Source organism: Pseudomonas capsici, assembly GCF_017165765.1.
Taxonomy (GTDB): domain Bacteria; phylum Pseudomonadota; class Gammaproteobacteria; order Pseudomonadales; family Pseudomonadaceae; genus Aquipseudomonas; species Aquipseudomonas capsici.
In genome coordinates this window covers 334,257-349,114 of sequence record NZ_JAFGZD010000002.1, presented here as the reverse complement: position 1 = coordinate 349,114, position 14,858 = coordinate 334,257, and the positions used below count along the sequence as shown (strand labels likewise).

The following is a 14,858-nucleotide window of genomic DNA, read 5'->3' as shown; positions in this document are numbered from 1 at the left end:
ATCAATTACGAACGGGACTTGCGGGTTCCCGGATCGCCTGCTTGAATCCAATCGTCAGTCCACATGTGACTGGCAAGTCAGCAACGCATTCTAAGAAACCTTTTGCCGTACCGAGCCCTCGGGTTCACGACAAATTGCCCGCCAATAACAATACCTGTCGAACAGATCGTTAGGATCGACATGGGCCTTCAAGGCTAATGCCTACCTGTCACCAAACCGTGCATTTTTTTATTTGCGCCAGCGCATACGCATATCTGTAAGTCAGGAGACATACATATGAGGCCAGAAATCGCCGTGCTTGATATACAAGGACAGTTTCGGGTTTACACGGAGTTCTACCGCGCCGACGCCGCGGAAAAAACCATCGTCATGGTGAACGGCTCACTGGCCACCACTGCTTCCTTTGCCCAGACAGTTCGCAACCTTTATCCACAGTTCAACGTGGTGCTTTACGATCAACCCTATGCCGGTAAATCCAAGCCACACAACCGGCACGACAAGCCTCTGACCCGGGAAATGGAAGGCCATATCCTGCTGGAGCTGATCGACCACTTCAACGCAGAACACGTCATGTCGTTTTCATGGGGCGGAGCCGCGGCCATGGTCGCCTTGTCACACCGGCCAAAACGCATCGAGAGCGCCGTCATCAGTTCGTTCTCGCCGATCCTCAACGAACACATGCGCGACTACCTGAACCGCGGCGTGAAACATCTGGGCGACCACAACCGCTATGAAGTGGGCCACCTGATCAACAACACCATCGGCAAACACCTGCCATCGCTGTTCAAACGCTTCAACTATCGGCATGTCAGCAGCCTGGACCTGCACGAATACGACCAGATGCACTATCACATCAGCCAGGTGCTGGAACTCGACCCGAGCAACTACCTGACTGCTGCGAAAAACATCAACGTACCCGTGCTGTTCATGAACGGTGCCTGGGACGAATACACCGCAGCGGATGACGCGGTGCTCTTCGCCAAATACGTGCAGAACTGCAGCTTCAGCACCATCGAAGCCGCAGGGCATTTTCTGGACATGGAACACAAAGCCGCTTGCCGCGATTCAAAACGGGCGTTGCTGAGTTTCCTGCAACCCGCCGCAGAACCGGTTCGCCACGCCTACAACCAGGCTCAGCACCATGCATTCGCCTTATGAGCCCGGCGCTCGACAGAGCCGAGGAACCATTCGCCAGCGCATGGAAAGCAGCATGTGGCGAATGGTATTCCTGGGCGAAATACAGCTTGAAAGCGCGGCTGGTTGAAATAGCGCTTTAATTCGGCACAGCCATCTGGTAAAAAGTCAGCCGCTTTGAGCGGGTATAGTTTAGTGGCAAAACGAAAGCTTCCCAAGCTTTAGTTGAGGGTTCGATTCCCTCTACCCGCTCCACTTCTTCAGTCCAGCGAAATCCACTGACTACCGGTACAAAATGCGGTGAACACCCGTTCCGCATTGTTGCTGGAAGAGCAGGCAATAATCCCCGACGATGTCTTGAGCATTAGCGATCATATTAACGAAGCAGTCTTCAACCGACGCGGTTTGCTGATAGTGATCTGTGAGTTGCTGACGCCCTCCACTCGTGTCATAGCTAGCGCCCATGTATTCATGATGCCCAGGCCGACTCAGCAAACCTGCGTACACGGTCCTGGGTATCCTTAAACTCATGGTCGTCACCGGTCTTGATCCGGTCCAGAGCCGGCGAACGAAAGCCGTTCAAACTTGTTTAACCCTAGCCTCCACCACCACAAGCAATCAGCTCAATAAGCCCCATCTGATACCACTTATTCTGGCAGCTCCAGCCATTTTCAAATGTCCAGGCACTTGCAGTACCGCTGAATGCGAGTCCCATTACAATGGCTAGAGCCACTCCAATTTTTGGCGAATGTTTTTTCTTTATGTTAGTCTTCATAAGTACTCCACGATTCACAGAAACCAGCGAATTTTAAACTTGGTAATATTGAACTTTATAATAAAAATGCTTTTACCGGGCTTGCCAGTGTATTTGATGCCTGAATCGCAATCACATCAATAGTACAGATGACCTATATGAAGGGAGCAAACTCAGAATGCGGTCTAGTCACGTGACCCATTCGGGATGAAGTTATTTTACATCAATGGGTTGTAAGCCGCGTCAGGGCCCGGCAGCAGCATGGATTCAGTACGGACTTCAGGCCTGTTGCAAATCAGGCACCCTTAACTATCCAAACATTTAATGGACGATTACACTCACCAGTTAAATAGATTAAACCTAGCACTTGCCATGCAAGGAAAACATAGTACAGGTGTACTATTTCAAATATCGGCCGTTGATTTAATTATTCACTCAGAAGACTTTCAGGTGAAGGGTGCATGCCAGCGCACCCACCATTGAGGCCACAATGAGTGATCAACGTGAAACTCCCGCCACGACCTCACATACCTGTCAGCAAGGCAGGTATTTCGTTCTCGATGCGAGTCATTGGAGTGACGGCATAGGACCCGGGCTGGAAATCGCCAACAAGAAAAACCTTCTTCTTCCCGGCAGATACACGATGGAGCCACCCAATGGCGACGCCAATCAATACCCTGAAAGACCCCAACTGGTTCACCTGCCTGAGCTGGGCGGATCGCCAAGGGATTTTGAAATCCTGGCCAGTATCTGGATAGTTTCACAAGCCCTGAAGCGGGTATTTGAATCGGTAGATCCCGAGGCGTTCGCGTTTACAGCGTGTGACTTCACGCGAGCCGACGGTTCTGCAGGCCCCCAATACTACCTGTGTAATGTGGTGCGTTATCTGGACGCGCTTGATGAAGAGGCCTCGCGGGTCAGGATCGAATACGAACGGGATCATGGCACCGGAGAAGACCTCAGGTTTTACAGCATCTCGGGGGGCGCCAGCCTCATCTTCAAGCCATCGGTGGTGGGTAAAGCCCACGTCTTCCGACAGCCTCGGCTCGGAGTCCAATCCATTTGTGACCGGGAAATGTTTGAAGCGTTGAACGCCTCGAATCTGAACGGCGTATCACTGCGGGACGCCGCAGATCTGTAATCCCCATCAACGCGGTTTGCCCGAGCAGACTTTCGTATTCTCACGACATGGACATCCAATGCTCATCAAAAACATCCCACTGATGACCGCTCTATCGGAAACGCCCGCTGGGTCGTCGGCAGTCGCAACTATCACTATAGAACCGTTCACCGGGGCAGTTCTGCAACCAAAGCCGCCGCGTCCGCACAGTATTTTCCATTACATCAGCAGGGTGTACGCCACTCGCAAGCCGCTACCTGCTATCGCTGAGGAGTGCGCAGCATGATTCGCTTGTTGAGCGTCAGGCTGTTGCAAGCCGTATGGGTTGCATTACTGGTCGGAGCACTGACGTTTTTGTCAATAATCCTTCAGCGCGGTGCCAACTTGCCCCCTGATCAGTCGCTGATGTCGCTTTTTTTTGGCTGGATGGGCGACCTGCTGACCTTTGATCTCGGCAAATCGCTGGTCTCGGGGGAATCCGTAGTGGACAAGGTTGCTCAGGGCTTGAGTAGCTCAATTCCATTGGCCCTCAGCGGCTTGATACTTTCCCTGCTCATCGGGCCGCCGCTGGGGGTTATTGCGGGCTTGCGCACGGGTGGATTCCTGGATCGCGCCCTGTTGTTCTTAAGCACAGCGACACGCGCAATTCCGCAGTTTGTTCTTGGCATCATCCTTATATTGATCTTCGCAGTGGCAATGGCGGTACTCCCGTCTAACGGGAATGGCACATTTGCTCACTCAATCCTCCCAACGGTCACCCTCGCTTTGGGTTTGGCGGCAGTGTCTGCAGTTATCGCGCGCGATGCCACATCAGCAATCACTTCATCGCCCCAATACGCTTCAGAACGACTTGAAGGACTTAGTGCCTTCACCGCACTCAAGCAACATGGCTTGCGCCACATCGGAGAGCCATTGACGGCCAGCCTCGGCGTACAGCTTGTGTATCTGATCGAGGGCGTCATTGTCGTCGAGACGCTTTTTTCCTGGCCCGGCATCGGCCAAGGGCTGGTGCACGCTATCGTTCAGCGGGACGTACTCATGGTGCAGGGCACCGCTTTGGCTATCGGGCTGATGTTCGTGATCCTCAAAACCGTTGTTGACCTGGCAAACCATTCTATCGATTCTCGCCGGAGAAACTCATGAGCCACAAAGTCGCAATCCCGAGCCGCACTCCAGCGATGCATGCCCTGCCCCGCATCGCCGGATTCTTTATCCTCGTATCACTTGTTGTGTTTGCCGTGTTGGTGCCTTTTATTTGGAGTTTGGGTATCGCCGAGCAAGATTTCGCAGCGATCCTGTCAGGTCCCGTGCCTGCACACCTCTTAGGCACAGACAACCTTGGACGCGACATGCTGGCTCGGCTATCAGCCGCTGTACGTCTGGCGCTAGGGTTCGGTTTAGTCATTGTCATTACGGCAGCAGTCCCCGGAATACTGCTGGGCATCCTTGCTGCCTGGAAAGGCGGTGTCATAGATAAATGTCTGAGTCTGTTGGCCGGGATATTTCTCGCCCTGCCACGATTACTGCTGATACTACTTATCGTCGCGATCATGCCTGGGTCTTTTCTGGCTTTGTATGGCGCTGTCGCATTGGTGTTATGGACTGAGTACTTCCGCATGACACGCACGCTTTCGCGCACAGTACTGGCTTCGCCGACCGCGGCCGCCAGCCGTCTGGAGGGTTTCGGGCTGTTCTATGTGTTACGCCGACACTTATGGCCTGAGTTGTCGCCCATGCTCAGAACCCTATCCGCGTCTGGTGCAGCTTCGGCCATCATGGTTTTAGCGACACTGGGCTTTTTAGGCTTTGGGGTCAGTCCTCCAACTGCGGAGCTTGGCCTCATGATTACCGAGCTTCTCCAATACTATGCCGCGGCACCCTTGAGCTTCGCACTGCCCATATTCGTGATCTTCCTCCTTGTGTTTTCACTCTTGTTGATTGGTGGCGGACGCAAGCCATGAACCTCTTTTCAAAAACACATGCCTGGAACTCTTTCGACACGAAGCATGGGTTGAGCACAGACGACAATCGGTGGCGCTACCTGGCCACCCTTGATGCCGGTTCCAATCATGACGCTAATTGCGACCCTGACTCAGCCGGAGCGATGCCGTGTATCGACACTGACCTCTCGTTGCCAAGTCAGAATGCACGCATCGCCATTCAACTCGCCCCCGGCGGAATGCCATTCTTGTTGAAGTCCTTCAGCCGCTCCCTTTCCTTCTCGGTTGAATGAGCCGGAATATCGTCCTCAGGTTTGTCCTGCGGTTGTTGCTGCTTGTCGTCGCTCATGATTTGACCTCCTTCTAGCCGTTCAAGACCCAACAACGGTTGCGCTATTGGTAGTCAGCAGAACCCGACAAGCGGATAACAGTTCCCGCCGATTGACCGATTGCAGACGGGTCGCTGAGGTATCGGCCTTGAACTTTTCCGGGGTGACGGGTTTCAGACCCCTACATTCCTGGAGAAATCTTATGACCCGCACAGCATTGGTCGTCGGTGCCAGCGGCATCGTCGGTAGCGAAACCACTCGACTCCTGATTGAAAGCGGCTGGCAGGTTGCAGCGCTTTCGCGCAATCCATCGCCCGCCAAGGGCGTGATCCCGGTCGCCGCGGATCTTCAGGACCCCGCATCGCTGCGCTCGGCGCTGGCAGACCTGAAACCTGACCATGTGTTCATCACGACCTGGTCACGGCAAGCGACCGAAGCCGAAAACATTCGGGTCAATGCCGCCATGGTGCGCAATGTGCTGGATGCCGTCCGCCCAGCCGCAAGCGTGAAGCACGTGGCGCTGGTGACAGGCCTGAAGCATTACCTCGGCCCTTTCGAGGCCTATGGCAAAGGCAGCCTTCCACAGACACCGTTCCGAGAGGATCAGGGTCGTCTGGACGTAGAGAATTTCTACTACGCGCAGGAGGATGAAGTGTTCGCCGCTGCCAAAAAGGACGGTTTCACCTGGAGCGTGCATCGTCCGCATACGGTCACCGGTGTCGCCGTGGGCAACGCGATGAACATGGCGACGACCCTCGCCGTCTACGCCACCATCAGCAAGCACACAGGACGCCCGTTCGTATTCCCCGGCTCACGGGTGCAGTGGGACAGCCTCACCGACATGACCGACGCCCGGCAACTTGCCAGGCAGCAGCTCTGGGCCGCGACCACACCGGAAGCCGCCAATCAGGCGTTCAATATCACCAACGGCGATGTCTTTCGCTGGAAATGGATGTGGGGAAGAATCGCCGACTACTTCGGCCTGCATCCGGCAGACTTCCCATCGGCACCCTCGCCACTCGAGACGCAGATGGCCAATGACCAGAGCGCCTGGAGTCAGATCGTTGCCGAGCATGATCTGCGCGAAGCCGACATCAGCCGCCTGATATCTCCCTGGCACACCGATGCAGACCTCGGACGCCCGATTGAAGTGGTCACCGACATGTCGAAAAGCCGGACATTGGGCTTCAGCGCCTATAAGGCCAGTGATCAGGCCTTTTTCGATGTCTTCGACAGGTTACGTGCGGAGCGTTTGATACCCTGACTCATAAGGAGAGGCCTTGGCCGCGACAGCAGGAAGTCGCGGCCAAGGCCCCTCCCACAGGGTGCAACTGCCCTCCCTGCCTGCATCAATTCTGCACCACCGGAAAACTCAAGACGGTCGTAGCCCCGGTCGGATCCCCCGTGGTCGCGACAAGCTCGCCACCCAATTGCGCAGCCAATGCCCGGGTGAGTTTACGACCCAGCCCTTTGCGTTGCAGCGTGGAGTCATGGGTTTCGTCAGGCAAGCCAATCCCGTTATCCGAAACCGTGAGTACAAACTGTTCGCCGGTACGACGAAAATCCACGGTGATCCTGCCTGAGCGCCCATCGGGAAAGGCATGCTTCAGGGCATTGGTAATGAGTTCATTGGTGATCAGCCCCACGGAGCCGGCACGATCCAGAGGAAGTTTAAGAGCCTGCGCCTCAACGAGTATTTCAACGGGCCGGGTTTCGGCCATGCTGTAATTCAACCCGGTGACCAGATCCTGGAGGTACTCATTCATGTCTACGGACATTTCACCATCGTGGTGAGCCAGCCGATCATGCATGGAGGCGACAACGTTTATCTGGCTGGCCGCCTGCCTGAGGGCAGAGGCGACATCGGGGGCAGAGTGGACGGCTTGCAGATGCAGGGTGGCGATGGTGCGCTGCATATCGTTTTTGACCCGATGCCCGAACTCTACGAGCAGCAACTGGCGTTCGCGCTCACCTTTCTCGGCCAGGGCGCGCGCCCTCTCCGCATCCTCGTGAGCGATAGCCGTCTGGCGTTGTAATTGCTCACTCTTGAGGTAGGCATTGCGCAATGCCGAGCCCATTACCGTAATAACCACGCTGGTCATGATGAACAGCGTGAGACTGAATGCGGCATTGGGTGCAGCAATACCCAGATTGCCAATCGGCGGCAGAAAGAAACAAGCAGCGATAACTGAACTCAGGGCTGTGGCAAACAGACCGAAACGCCGTCCGAAAAAAATCGCCGCGAACAGGATGGCTGGCAGGAAGAACAATATGGGCAAGGGTGGAATCGCGGTGAATACTTTTGCTCTCAATAAATACGCGATCCATACGATCAGCAACGTCAGTGCCCATTTCAAGGGCTGGGGCAAATCCAGACGAATCAGTGCATGTACATCAAACCGGGTAACAGACATCACGTGTTCCTGAATAACCTGACTGAAAAAACTCCCTTTCGTGACCGCTCAAGAACAAAGACTGAGCACAGCGTCATGACGCAAGAATCACCCTGTTTCAACCCGATTACGCCCTCCACTCTTGGCCTGATACAACAACCGATCCGCCTCCGACAGACTTGCGGAGTAGCTTTCGCCCTCAGCCAACCGTGCGGCAACCACCCCGGCGCTGATGCTGACGATATTCAGGGGGCTGGCCGAATGCTCAATGCCTTCGGCAAATATGGCTGAGCGTATGTTTTCGGCCACACTAAATGCCCCCGCAAGATCTGTATCAGGCAGCAATACAACAAACTCTTCACCGCCATACCGTGCGACAAGATCGGCAGGACGACGGATGTTGGCTTGTATAAGGCGCGCCACCCGCTTCAGGCATTGGTCGCCTGTGACATGGCCGTAGGTGTCGTTGTATTGCTTGAACCAGTCGATATCGAGAAGAATCAGCCCGATACTTTGGCCACTACGCCGGGCCTGGGCTTCTTCTTTCTGCAACGCCGCATCGAAGCATCTTCTGTTGGCCACATTGGTGAGGCTGTCTGTCTGTGCCAGGACTTCAAGCTCGTTGCGGGCGATATTGAGTTGTTTTTCGGCGCTCAGCAGTTTCTGAACCTGGCTGTAAAGCACAACCCCCATCACGACCAGTGCGGCAACGATCAGGCCGACAATCGCGAACGAACGATAGGCGTATTTCCACCAGTTGGCGAATACGTAATCGTATGAAAAGCCGGCAGCCGCCACCATGGGCAGGCCTTGCAGGCGACGATAGGCATATATCCGCTCTATATCATCCACCACGGAAGTGATGATGGCGGTGCCACTGTCGCTGTTTCTCAGGTATTTGCTGAAGATCTCACCCTTGGAAATATTGGTCACTACCAGGGTGCCAACTGCCGGTCGGCGGGCCAGCAGGTCACCATTCTCAAGGGCGAGGAAAATGACGCCTGTATCATCAACTTCCATGCGTTCGAAAAAACGCTGGAAATAAGCGGCCGGGATCGTGGCAAGTGCAATGCCGGCAAAACGGCCATCCGGGTACTGTATGCGGCGACTGACCGGAATCACCATTTCTCCGGTGGTGCGGCTTGTGACAATCGAACCGATATGAATCGAGTCGTCGTTGTTTTCACGGTGATAAATGAAATAGTCGCGGTCGCTGTTATTTTTCTTGATGACATTTGGCGAGAAGGAGTTGGCAATCCAGTTTCCGTCCTCGTCGTAGATGAAGAGCCCCTGAATGCTCTTCATGACGGCAGTATCCTCGGACATGAGCTTGTGCAGGCGCAGTTGCTGAGCCCGGTTCATGTCTTCGCTTTCTACCCGTTCAACGATATCGCGCAACTTGTAGTCGGCCTGACGAATGGTGTCCTGAGCCTGTTGCTCGGCAGCATTGACGATATTGGCAACGTCCCTCTCGGCATCGGCCAGACGTTCATCGGCCGATTGTTTCATTTGCCAGGCTGTGGCCAGTATCAGAGAAGAGCAGACCAAGACGATGAAACCTATGAGCCCTGCCGACAGGCCTCTAGGTGTAAGTCGTGCCGATACGAAAGGTATGGGCTTCATGGTTTCTCGTCATATTTTTGGCAGATCCGTATCTTCTTGCACATTTCATACCGAGGGTGATGACGAGAATCATGAGGGCGACTTCACTGGCCCTTTGGCGGTCGCCTCTCGCAGCCGCTAGACCTTCACCCAGCGCTCGACCCTGATCTCCGGCAAATCCTGGCGGCGCATGTAAACCCGCAGCGGTTCGGTGATATTCAGACGGCTGTCGATATTCTGGTCGAACAGCAGTTGCAGGCGCTCGCGGCTGAGATTCATCCGCGCACCGGTGTCTGCGCTCCAGACAAACTCGCTGGCAGGCATGATGCTGTCTTCAGTGACATCCATGCCGAAAGAGTCTTCGCTGAAGCGCACGATAAAATGCCGGTGTTTGTGGTGATAGCCCACAAACCCTTCAAGTTGCTCGGCGGCGGCGCAGATGTCACTGGAGGTGGTGCCCATGGAGGTGTCCTCAAAGAGCCTGACGGAAGATGCTTTCAATCTGTTCCTGACTGGCCGGACGCGGGTTGGTCAGGCCGCAGGCGTCTTTCAGGGCATTGGTGGCGAGCGTCGGGATGTCCTCCTCTTTCACGCCCAGGGCCAGAAGGCCTGAGGGGATTTCCACCGAGGTGGAGAGCTTGCGGATGGCCTCAACTGCCGCACGGGCCCCCTCTTGCGGAGACAGGCCACGAATATCGGCACCCATGGCGTGGGCCACATCGGTCAGGCGGGCCGCGCTGACGGTTGCGTTGAAGCTCTGTACATGAGGCAGCAATACCGCGTTGCAGACGCCATGGGGCAAGTCATAGAAACCGCCCAACTGGTGGGCCATCGCATGCACATAACCCAGAGAAGCATTATTGAACGCCATACCCGCCAGGAACTGCGCATAGGCCATGTTTTCCCGGGCGACGATATCCGTACCGTCACAGACCGCCTTGTACAGATTGCCCGCGATCAGGTTCATGGCCTTGATGGCGCAGGCGTCGGTGATCGGGGTTGCTGCGGTGGACACATAGGCCTCGATGGCGTGAGTCAGTGCGTCCATACCCGTGGCAGCGGTCAGGGACCTGGGCATGCCGACCATCATTTTCGGGTCGTTCACCGACAGGATCGGCGTGACGTTGCGGTCGATGATCGCCATTTTCACGTGACGCACTTCATCGGTGATGATGCAGAAGCGGGTCATCTCGCTGGCAGTACCGGCGGTGGTATTGATTGCGATCAGTGGCAGTTGCGGCTTTTGCGAACGGTCCACGCCTTCATAGTCGCTGATATGGCCACCATTGCTGGCGCACAGGGCAATTCCCTTGGCGCAGTCATGGGGCGATCCGCCGCCAAGGGATATCACGAAATCGCACTGACGCTCCTGCAGCAGCGCAAGGCCTTTTTCGACGTTGGCGATGGTCGGATTGGGTTTCGCGCCGTCGTAGATCACGGCATCGATACCCTGCTCCACCAGTAAACCCGCGACCTGGGCGGCAACACCCGCCTTGGCCAGCCCGGCGTCAGTGACGATAAGAGCCTTGAGAAAACCGTATTTGCGGATGGCTTGCATGGCCTCCTCGATACAACCGGAGCCAATGATGTTCACGGCGGGAATGAAAAAGGTGCTGCTCATGGCTGATCCTCGTCTCTGGCTGGCTCAGACGGCGAAGCCCGGGCCTTGGGTTTGCCAGTAGCTTCGACCTTCCGGCAGGCGCCAGCGTTGATCCAGCTCAATGAAGCACAACTGCAGGCTACCGGTGGTCGTAACTGTACGGTTGAATCAGTGCATAGCTGTAAGCGTACGATCAGGCCGACCTGTGGCTAGATGCCCATTCTGTATACAAAAAACATTAAAAATGGATTGGGATCATGTCTTCTCGTGAAAACACCGGTATGGCTCTGGGCCTGCTGGGCGTCATCATTTTCAGCCTGACGCTGCCGATGACCCGCATCGTGGTGCAGGAACTTCACCCATTGCTCAACGGCATCGGCCGTGCGCTGCTGGCGGCGATTCCGGCGGCGGCGCTGTTGTACTGGCGGCGTGAAAAATGGCCGACCCGCCAGCAGCTCAAAGGCCTGGCCCTGGTGGTGCTGGGTGTCATCATCGGCTTCCCCGTGCTGTCGGCCTGGGCCATGCAGACCTTGCCCGCCTCCCACGGAGCGCTGGTCAACGGCATACAACCGCTATTTGTCGCGATCTATGCGGCCTGGCTTTCCCATGAACGCCCATCCAGAGCGTTCTGGGGCTGCGCGGCACTGGGCAGCGCCCTGGTGCTCGCTTACTCCCTGATGAGTGGCGCCGGTGGTATTCAGGCGGGTGATCTGTGGATGCTGGCGGCCATCGCCGTGGGCGGTCTGGGTTATGCCGAAGGTGGTCGACTGGCCAGGGAAATGGGCGGCTGGCAGGTCATCTGCTGGGCGCTGGTGCTGTCGAGCCCCTTGCTGATCGGCCCCTTTATCTATTTTGCCGCACAGCATCAGGGGCCGGTGTCCAGCGGGACCTTGTGGGCCTTTGCCTATGTGGCGTTTTTCTCGCAGTTCCTGGGCTTCTTTGCCTGGTATTCAGGGCTGGCGATGGGCGGGATTTCGCGGGTCAGTCAGGTTCAACTGCTGCAGATTTTCTTCACCATCGCCTTGTCGGCGATGTTCTTTGGCGAGCATGTCGAGCCCATTACCTGGATCTTCGCCGCAGCCGTCATTGCCACGGTGATGCTGGGGCGCAAGACCTCGGTCATTGCGCCGCCAAGACCGGCCACATCAATCAGTTGAGAAAGCCCTCTGCCTGGAGCAAGGTCTCCAGGCAGTGCTCGGTAATGCCGTAGAACGCCTTGAGCTCCTGAATGCGCGCCAGCAATTGCGTCGGGTCAACCGGCTCGGCGCGCCTGACCGCCAGGATCATCTTGTTCTTGTTGGTGTGTTCCAGCGAGATGAACTCGAACACCTTGGTTTCGTAACCGCAGGCTTCAAGCAGCAATGCACGCAAGCTGTCGGTAACCATTTCCGCCTGCTGCCCCATGTGCAGACCGTATTGCAGCATCGGGCGCAGCAAGGTCGGGCTCTGGATCTGCAGGCGGATCTGCTTGTGGCAGCATGGCGAACACATGATGATCGACGCCCCGGAGCGAATCCCCATATGGATCGCGTAGTCGGTGGCGATATCGCAGGCGTGCAAGGCAATCATCACATCCAGGGCACTGGGTGCCACGCTGCGAACGTCACCGTGCTTGAACACCAGACCTGAATGCTCCAGCCGTTCGGCGGCAGCGTTGCACAGGTTGACCATGTCTTCGCGCAGTTCAACGCCGGTCACCTGACCCTGGGCCTGCAAGGTGTTGCACAGGTAGTCGTGGATCGCGAAGGTCAGATACCCCTTGCCGGAACCGAAGTCCGCCACCTTGACCGGCTGATCGAGCTTGAGCGGCGATGAGGTCAGGGCATGGGAAAACACTTCGATGAACTTGTTGATCTGCTTCCATTTGCGCGACATGGCCGGGATCAGCTCATGCTGCCTGTTGGTCACGCCCAGATCGGTGAGAAAAGGCCGGGTCAGCTCAAGGTAGCGTTTCTTTTCCCGGTCATGACCGGCTGAGGGAGCTTCACGCTCCTGCTGGGCCTTGCTCTTGAACAGCGTGCTCTTGCCCTTCTTGCCGAACTCCAGTTGCACTTCATCGGTCAGCGACAGCAGATGGGCATTCCTGAACGACTCGGGCAGCAGGCCGGCAATGACGTCAACGGCCTCGCGCAACGGGAAGTTCTTGGTGATATCGCGGGTTTTATAGCGATACACGAACGACAGGCAAGGCTGAGCCTTGACCATCAGCGGCTTGATGATGACCCGCTGCAACTCGGCTTCGGAGCCCACATATCTGGCCAGAACCAGCTTGATGAGAGAATTCTGGGAAAGGCTGGTATCCAGCAAACCCAGAAACTGCGCGCGGTGATCCGGCGCGGGTTTGGAGGAAGGGGCAGTGGCTGACATCGAAAACGCCTCGGACGGCTGGATCTGAACAGGAAGCGGGCTATTTTAGGCGGGATAAACGCTCAGGGATAATAAATCTGTGAAGTGGCGGGCGCTCACTGGCCCGCGCCCTTTATCCCAGGACCACCAGCCGGTTGGCCAGATCGCTGCGTTCACGGGTCACCGGAACATGATCGGCCAGCAATTCGCCACAGGCATGGATACAGCCCAGAAAGCCCTGCAATGCCTGTCCATCCCTGATCTGCTGGGTAAAGACATCGACCATCGCTTTCCAGGTATCGCTGTGCAGGCGGGTGGCAATACCGTGATCCACCAGGATTTCAACGTAACGCTCCGCCTCGCAGACGAACACCAGAATCCCGGTGCCGCCCGTGGTCTTGTGCAGGTTCTGTTCGAGAAACAGCCGACGAGCCAGATTCCCGGCCCGCCAGCGCCGAACCGAGGTGGGGACCAGATGGCTGGTCACCGCCGGAATGCGGCACAGCAGGGCCACGAGGATGAAAGTGCTCATCTGCGCCAGCAACAGTTCGTTGGCACTCAGCATGTCGGTGAAGAAATTGATGATGCCCGGCAGCAGCAAACCGATCAGCCCGGCCCATACCAGCGGCATGTAGGCGTAATCGTCGGCCCTGGCCGCCAGGACAGTGACCAGTTCGGCATCGGTACGCTGCTCAAGGCGATCGATCGCCTCTGCAACCTGCTGTTGTTCGTCTGTATTGAGTAAAGCCATTTTCAGTGTCCTGTTACCAGTTGCCCGAAGCACCGCCGCCAAATCTGCGACTGTCGTTTGCCAGCCCGTCGCGCGAGCTTGCACAGGCAGGCACGGCCCGTCTCAGGCAGGCAAACACCACAAGCAACACCGCAACGATCAACCCTCCGGCAAACTGCCAGGCCACATCGCTGTGGGCCTGCACATCATAGACACTGAACTCGGCGGACGGCTCGGGCTCGTCCGGCACATGCCCGCCCAGCGCCATGATCATGGCACGGGCACCCCGCTCGATACCCGTGGCAAAACGGCTGCGATTGAATTCCGGCGTGATCAGCATGTTGATGATGAGCGAAGCCTGGGCGTCGGTGAGACGATCGTCCAGGGCGGAACCCGCCTCGATCAGGACACTGCGCTTGTCACGGGCCACGATCAGCAGGGCACTGTTGTCACGCCCCTTGCTGCCCAATTTCCAGGCACTGCCCAGTCGAGAGCCGTAATCCTCCAGGGTCGTGCCTTGCAGATCGACCACGGTCACCAGCACGACCCGTTCTCCGGTCGCCTGTTCATGAGCCTGGAGCATTTTCGCCAGACGCACCGTGGCCTGACTGTCGAGCATCTGCGCCGAATCAACCACATTGCCGGTCATGGGCGGAAACACCAGAGCAACCTGCTCCGCCTGGGACTTGAAAGCAACTCCCCACAACATCGCTGCATAAAACATATGCTGTAACACAAACTTCAACACCTGACCTCCGGTGATTTTTTGTTCTATTGGACGGCCACTCCTTAGCCAAAATAGAAGTTCCCCGGCATAATCCCTCGCCAACGCCGAAGCTGGATTCTGTATGCTTCGGCCCACGAAACGAACAGCGTCTACCCTTCGCGTTGTTTGCACAATAAATGCCAA

15 protein-coding genes and 1 tRNA gene are annotated in these 14,858 nt (G+C 56.5%); 7 read left to right on the top strand and 9 right to left on the bottom strand.

Annotated elements, in window-relative coordinates:
* Positions 1 to 276: 276 nt before the first annotated feature.
* Positions 277 to 1,158, top strand: a complete 882-nt coding sequence (locus JSY17_RS04245; protein ID WP_206400663.1) for an alpha/beta fold hydrolase — start codon at positions 277 to 279, stop codon at positions 1,156 to 1,158.
* 157 nt (positions 1,159 to 1,315) lie between these two features.
* A tRNA-Gly gene (locus tag JSY17_RS04240) sits at positions 1,316 to 1,389 on the top strand.
* A gap of 340 nt (positions 1,390 to 1,729) precedes the next feature.
* On the opposite strand, the gene JSY17_RS04235 is transcribed toward JSY17_RS04240, so the two are convergent.
* On the bottom strand, positions 1,730 to 1,909 hold the full coding sequence (locus tag JSY17_RS04235) for a hypothetical protein (protein ID WP_117183870.1): 180 nt from the start codon (positions 1,907 to 1,909) through the stop codon (positions 1,730 to 1,732).
* 469 nt (positions 1,910 to 2,378) lie between these two features.
* On the opposite strand from JSY17_RS04235, the gene JSY17_RS04230 reads away from it, so the two are divergent.
* From JSY17_RS04230 to JSY17_RS04220, 3 genes are all read left to right on the top strand, one after another.
* Positions 2,379 to 3,029: an imm11 family protein gene (locus JSY17_RS04230; RefSeq protein WP_206400662.1), complete on the top strand. Its 651-nt coding sequence runs from the start codon at positions 2,379 to 2,381 to the stop codon at positions 3,027 to 3,029.
* Positions 3,030 to 3,290: 261 nt separating this feature from the next.
* Positions 3,291 to 4,151: an ABC transporter permease gene (locus JSY17_RS04225; RefSeq protein ID WP_201014376.1), complete on the top strand. Its 861-nt coding sequence runs from the start codon at positions 3,291 to 3,293 to the stop codon at positions 4,149 to 4,151.
* Positions 4,148 to 4,969 carry an ABC transporter permease gene (locus JSY17_RS04220; RefSeq protein WP_117183876.1) on the top strand — a complete coding sequence of 274 codons (822 nt, stop codon included), beginning with the start codon at positions 4,148 to 4,150 and terminating at the stop codon, positions 4,967 to 4,969. Before JSY17_RS04225 ends, JSY17_RS04220 begins: the two co-directional genes overlap by 4 nt.
* Positions 4,970 to 5,168: 199 nt before the next feature.
* On the opposite strand, the gene JSY17_RS25830 is transcribed toward JSY17_RS04220, so the two are convergent.
* Positions 5,169 to 5,297: a hypothetical protein gene (locus JSY17_RS25830; protein ID WP_260409114.1), complete on the bottom strand. Its 129-nt coding sequence runs from the start codon at positions 5,295 to 5,297 to the stop codon at positions 5,169 to 5,171.
* Between the two features lie 182 nt (positions 5,298 to 5,479).
* On the opposite strand from JSY17_RS25830, the gene JSY17_RS04215 reads away from it, so the two are divergent.
* Complete coding sequence (locus JSY17_RS04215; RefSeq protein ID WP_206400661.1) at positions 5,480 to 6,541, top strand: SDR family oxidoreductase; 1,062 nt, start codon at positions 5,480 to 5,482, stop codon at positions 6,539 to 6,541.
* Positions 6,542 to 6,626: 85 nt separating this feature from the next.
* Here the strand turns inward: JSY17_RS04215 and JSY17_RS04210 are convergent, their stop codons facing one another.
* From JSY17_RS04210 to yiaY, 4 genes are all read right to left on the bottom strand, one after another.
* Positions 6,627 to 7,691: a sensor histidine kinase gene (locus tag JSY17_RS04210; protein ID WP_122372095.1), complete on the bottom strand. Its 1,065-nt coding sequence runs from the start codon at positions 7,689 to 7,691 to the stop codon at positions 6,627 to 6,629.
* Positions 7,692 to 7,778: 87 nt separating this feature from the next.
* Complete coding sequence (locus tag JSY17_RS04205; protein ID WP_206400660.1) at positions 7,779 to 9,293, bottom strand: sensor domain-containing diguanylate cyclase; 1,515 nt, start codon at positions 9,291 to 9,293, stop codon at positions 7,779 to 7,781.
* A 117-nt stretch (positions 9,294 to 9,410) separates the two neighbouring features.
* On the bottom strand, positions 9,411 to 9,734 hold the full coding sequence (locus JSY17_RS04200) for a DUF2025 family protein (protein WP_117183883.1): 324 nt from the start codon (positions 9,732 to 9,734) through the stop codon (positions 9,411 to 9,413).
* A gap of 10 nt (positions 9,735 to 9,744) precedes the next feature.
* Entirely contained in the window at positions 9,745 to 10,893 is a 1,149-nt protein-coding gene (gene yiaY / locus JSY17_RS04195) for an L-threonine dehydrogenase (RefSeq protein ID WP_206400654.1), read from the bottom strand.
* A 236-nt stretch (positions 10,894 to 11,129) separates the two neighbouring features.
* On the opposite strand from yiaY, the gene JSY17_RS04190 reads away from it, so the two are divergent.
* Positions 11,130 to 12,029: a DMT family transporter gene (locus JSY17_RS04190; RefSeq protein WP_117185010.1), complete on the top strand. Its 900-nt coding sequence runs from the start codon at positions 11,130 to 11,132 to the stop codon at positions 12,027 to 12,029.
* Here the strand turns inward: JSY17_RS04190 and JSY17_RS04185 are convergent.
* The 3 genes from JSY17_RS04185 to JSY17_RS04175 all read right to left on the bottom strand — a co-directional run bounded on the left by JSY17_RS04185 (position 12,022) and on the right by JSY17_RS04175 (position 14,672).
* Complete coding sequence (locus JSY17_RS04185; protein WP_206400653.1) at positions 12,022 to 13,239, bottom strand: class I SAM-dependent methyltransferase; 1,218 nt, start codon at positions 13,237 to 13,239, stop codon at positions 12,022 to 12,024. The two genes, JSY17_RS04190 and JSY17_RS04185, sit on opposite strands and share 8 nt — an antisense overlap.
* A gap of 112 nt (positions 13,240 to 13,351) precedes the next feature.
* The gene (locus tag JSY17_RS04180) at positions 13,352 to 13,969 is read right to left on the bottom strand and encodes a TPM domain-containing protein (RefSeq protein WP_200977334.1); all 618 of its coding nucleotides are present in this window, start codon (positions 13,967 to 13,969) and stop codon (positions 13,352 to 13,354) included.
* Between the two features lie 13 nt (positions 13,970 to 13,982).
* Positions 13,983 to 14,672: a TPM domain-containing protein gene (locus JSY17_RS04175; protein WP_404823327.1), complete on the bottom strand. Its 690-nt coding sequence runs from the start codon at positions 14,670 to 14,672 to the stop codon at positions 13,983 to 13,985.
* Positions 14,673 to 14,858: the final 186 nt, after the last annotated feature.

Excerpts from the sequence above, each read along its gene's own strand:
- yiaY (WP_206400654.1), bottom strand. The coding sequence starts at position 10,893 with ATGAGCAGCACCTTTTTCATTCCCGCCGTGAACATCATTGGCTCCGGT.
- JSY17_RS04190 (WP_117185010.1), top strand. The coding sequence starts at position 11,130 with ATGTCTTCTCGTGAAAACACCGGTATGGCTCTGGGCCTGCTGGGCGTC.
- JSY17_RS04200 (WP_117183883.1), bottom strand. The coding sequence starts at position 9,734 with ATGGGCACCACCTCCAGTGACATCTGCGCCGCCGCCGAGCAACTTGAA.
- JSY17_RS04210 (WP_122372095.1), bottom strand. The coding sequence starts at position 7,691 with ATGTCTGTTACCCGGTTTGATGTACATGCACTGATTCGTCTGGATTTG.
- JSY17_RS04245 (WP_206400663.1), top strand. The coding sequence starts at position 277 with ATGAGGCCAGAAATCGCCGTGCTTGATATACAAGGACAGTTTCGGGTT.
- JSY17_RS04185 (WP_206400653.1), bottom strand. The coding sequence starts at position 13,239 with ATGTCAGCCACTGCCCCTTCCTCCAAACCCGCGCCGGATCACCGCGCG.
- JSY17_RS04235 (WP_117183870.1), bottom strand. The coding sequence starts at position 1,909 with ATGAAGACTAACATAAAGAAAAAACATTCGCCAAAAATTGGAGTGGCT.
- JSY17_RS25830 (WP_260409114.1), bottom strand. The coding sequence starts at position 5,297 with ATGAGCGACGACAAGCAGCAACAACCGCAGGACAAACCTGAGGACGAT.
- JSY17_RS04220 (WP_117183876.1), top strand. The coding sequence starts at position 4,148 with ATGAGCCACAAAGTCGCAATCCCGAGCCGCACTCCAGCGATGCATGCC.
- JSY17_RS04180 (WP_200977334.1), bottom strand. The coding sequence starts at position 13,969 with ATGGCTTTACTCAATACAGACGAACAACAGCAGGTTGCAGAGGCGATC.
- JSY17_RS04205 (WP_206400660.1), bottom strand. The coding sequence starts at position 9,293 with ATGAAGCCCATACCTTTCGTATCGGCACGACTTACACCTAGAGGCCTG.
- JSY17_RS04175 (WP_404823327.1), bottom strand. The coding sequence starts at position 14,672 with ATGTTTTATGCAGCGATGTTGTGGGGAGTTGCTTTCAAGTCCCAGGCG.
- JSY17_RS04215 (WP_206400661.1), top strand. The coding sequence starts at position 5,480 with ATGACCCGCACAGCATTGGTCGTCGGTGCCAGCGGCATCGTCGGTAGC.
- JSY17_RS04230 (WP_206400662.1), top strand. The coding sequence starts at position 2,379 with ATGAGTGATCAACGTGAAACTCCCGCCACGACCTCACATACCTGTCAG.
- JSY17_RS04225 (WP_201014376.1), top strand. The coding sequence starts at position 3,291 with ATGATTCGCTTGTTGAGCGTCAGGCTGTTGCAAGCCGTATGGGTTGCA.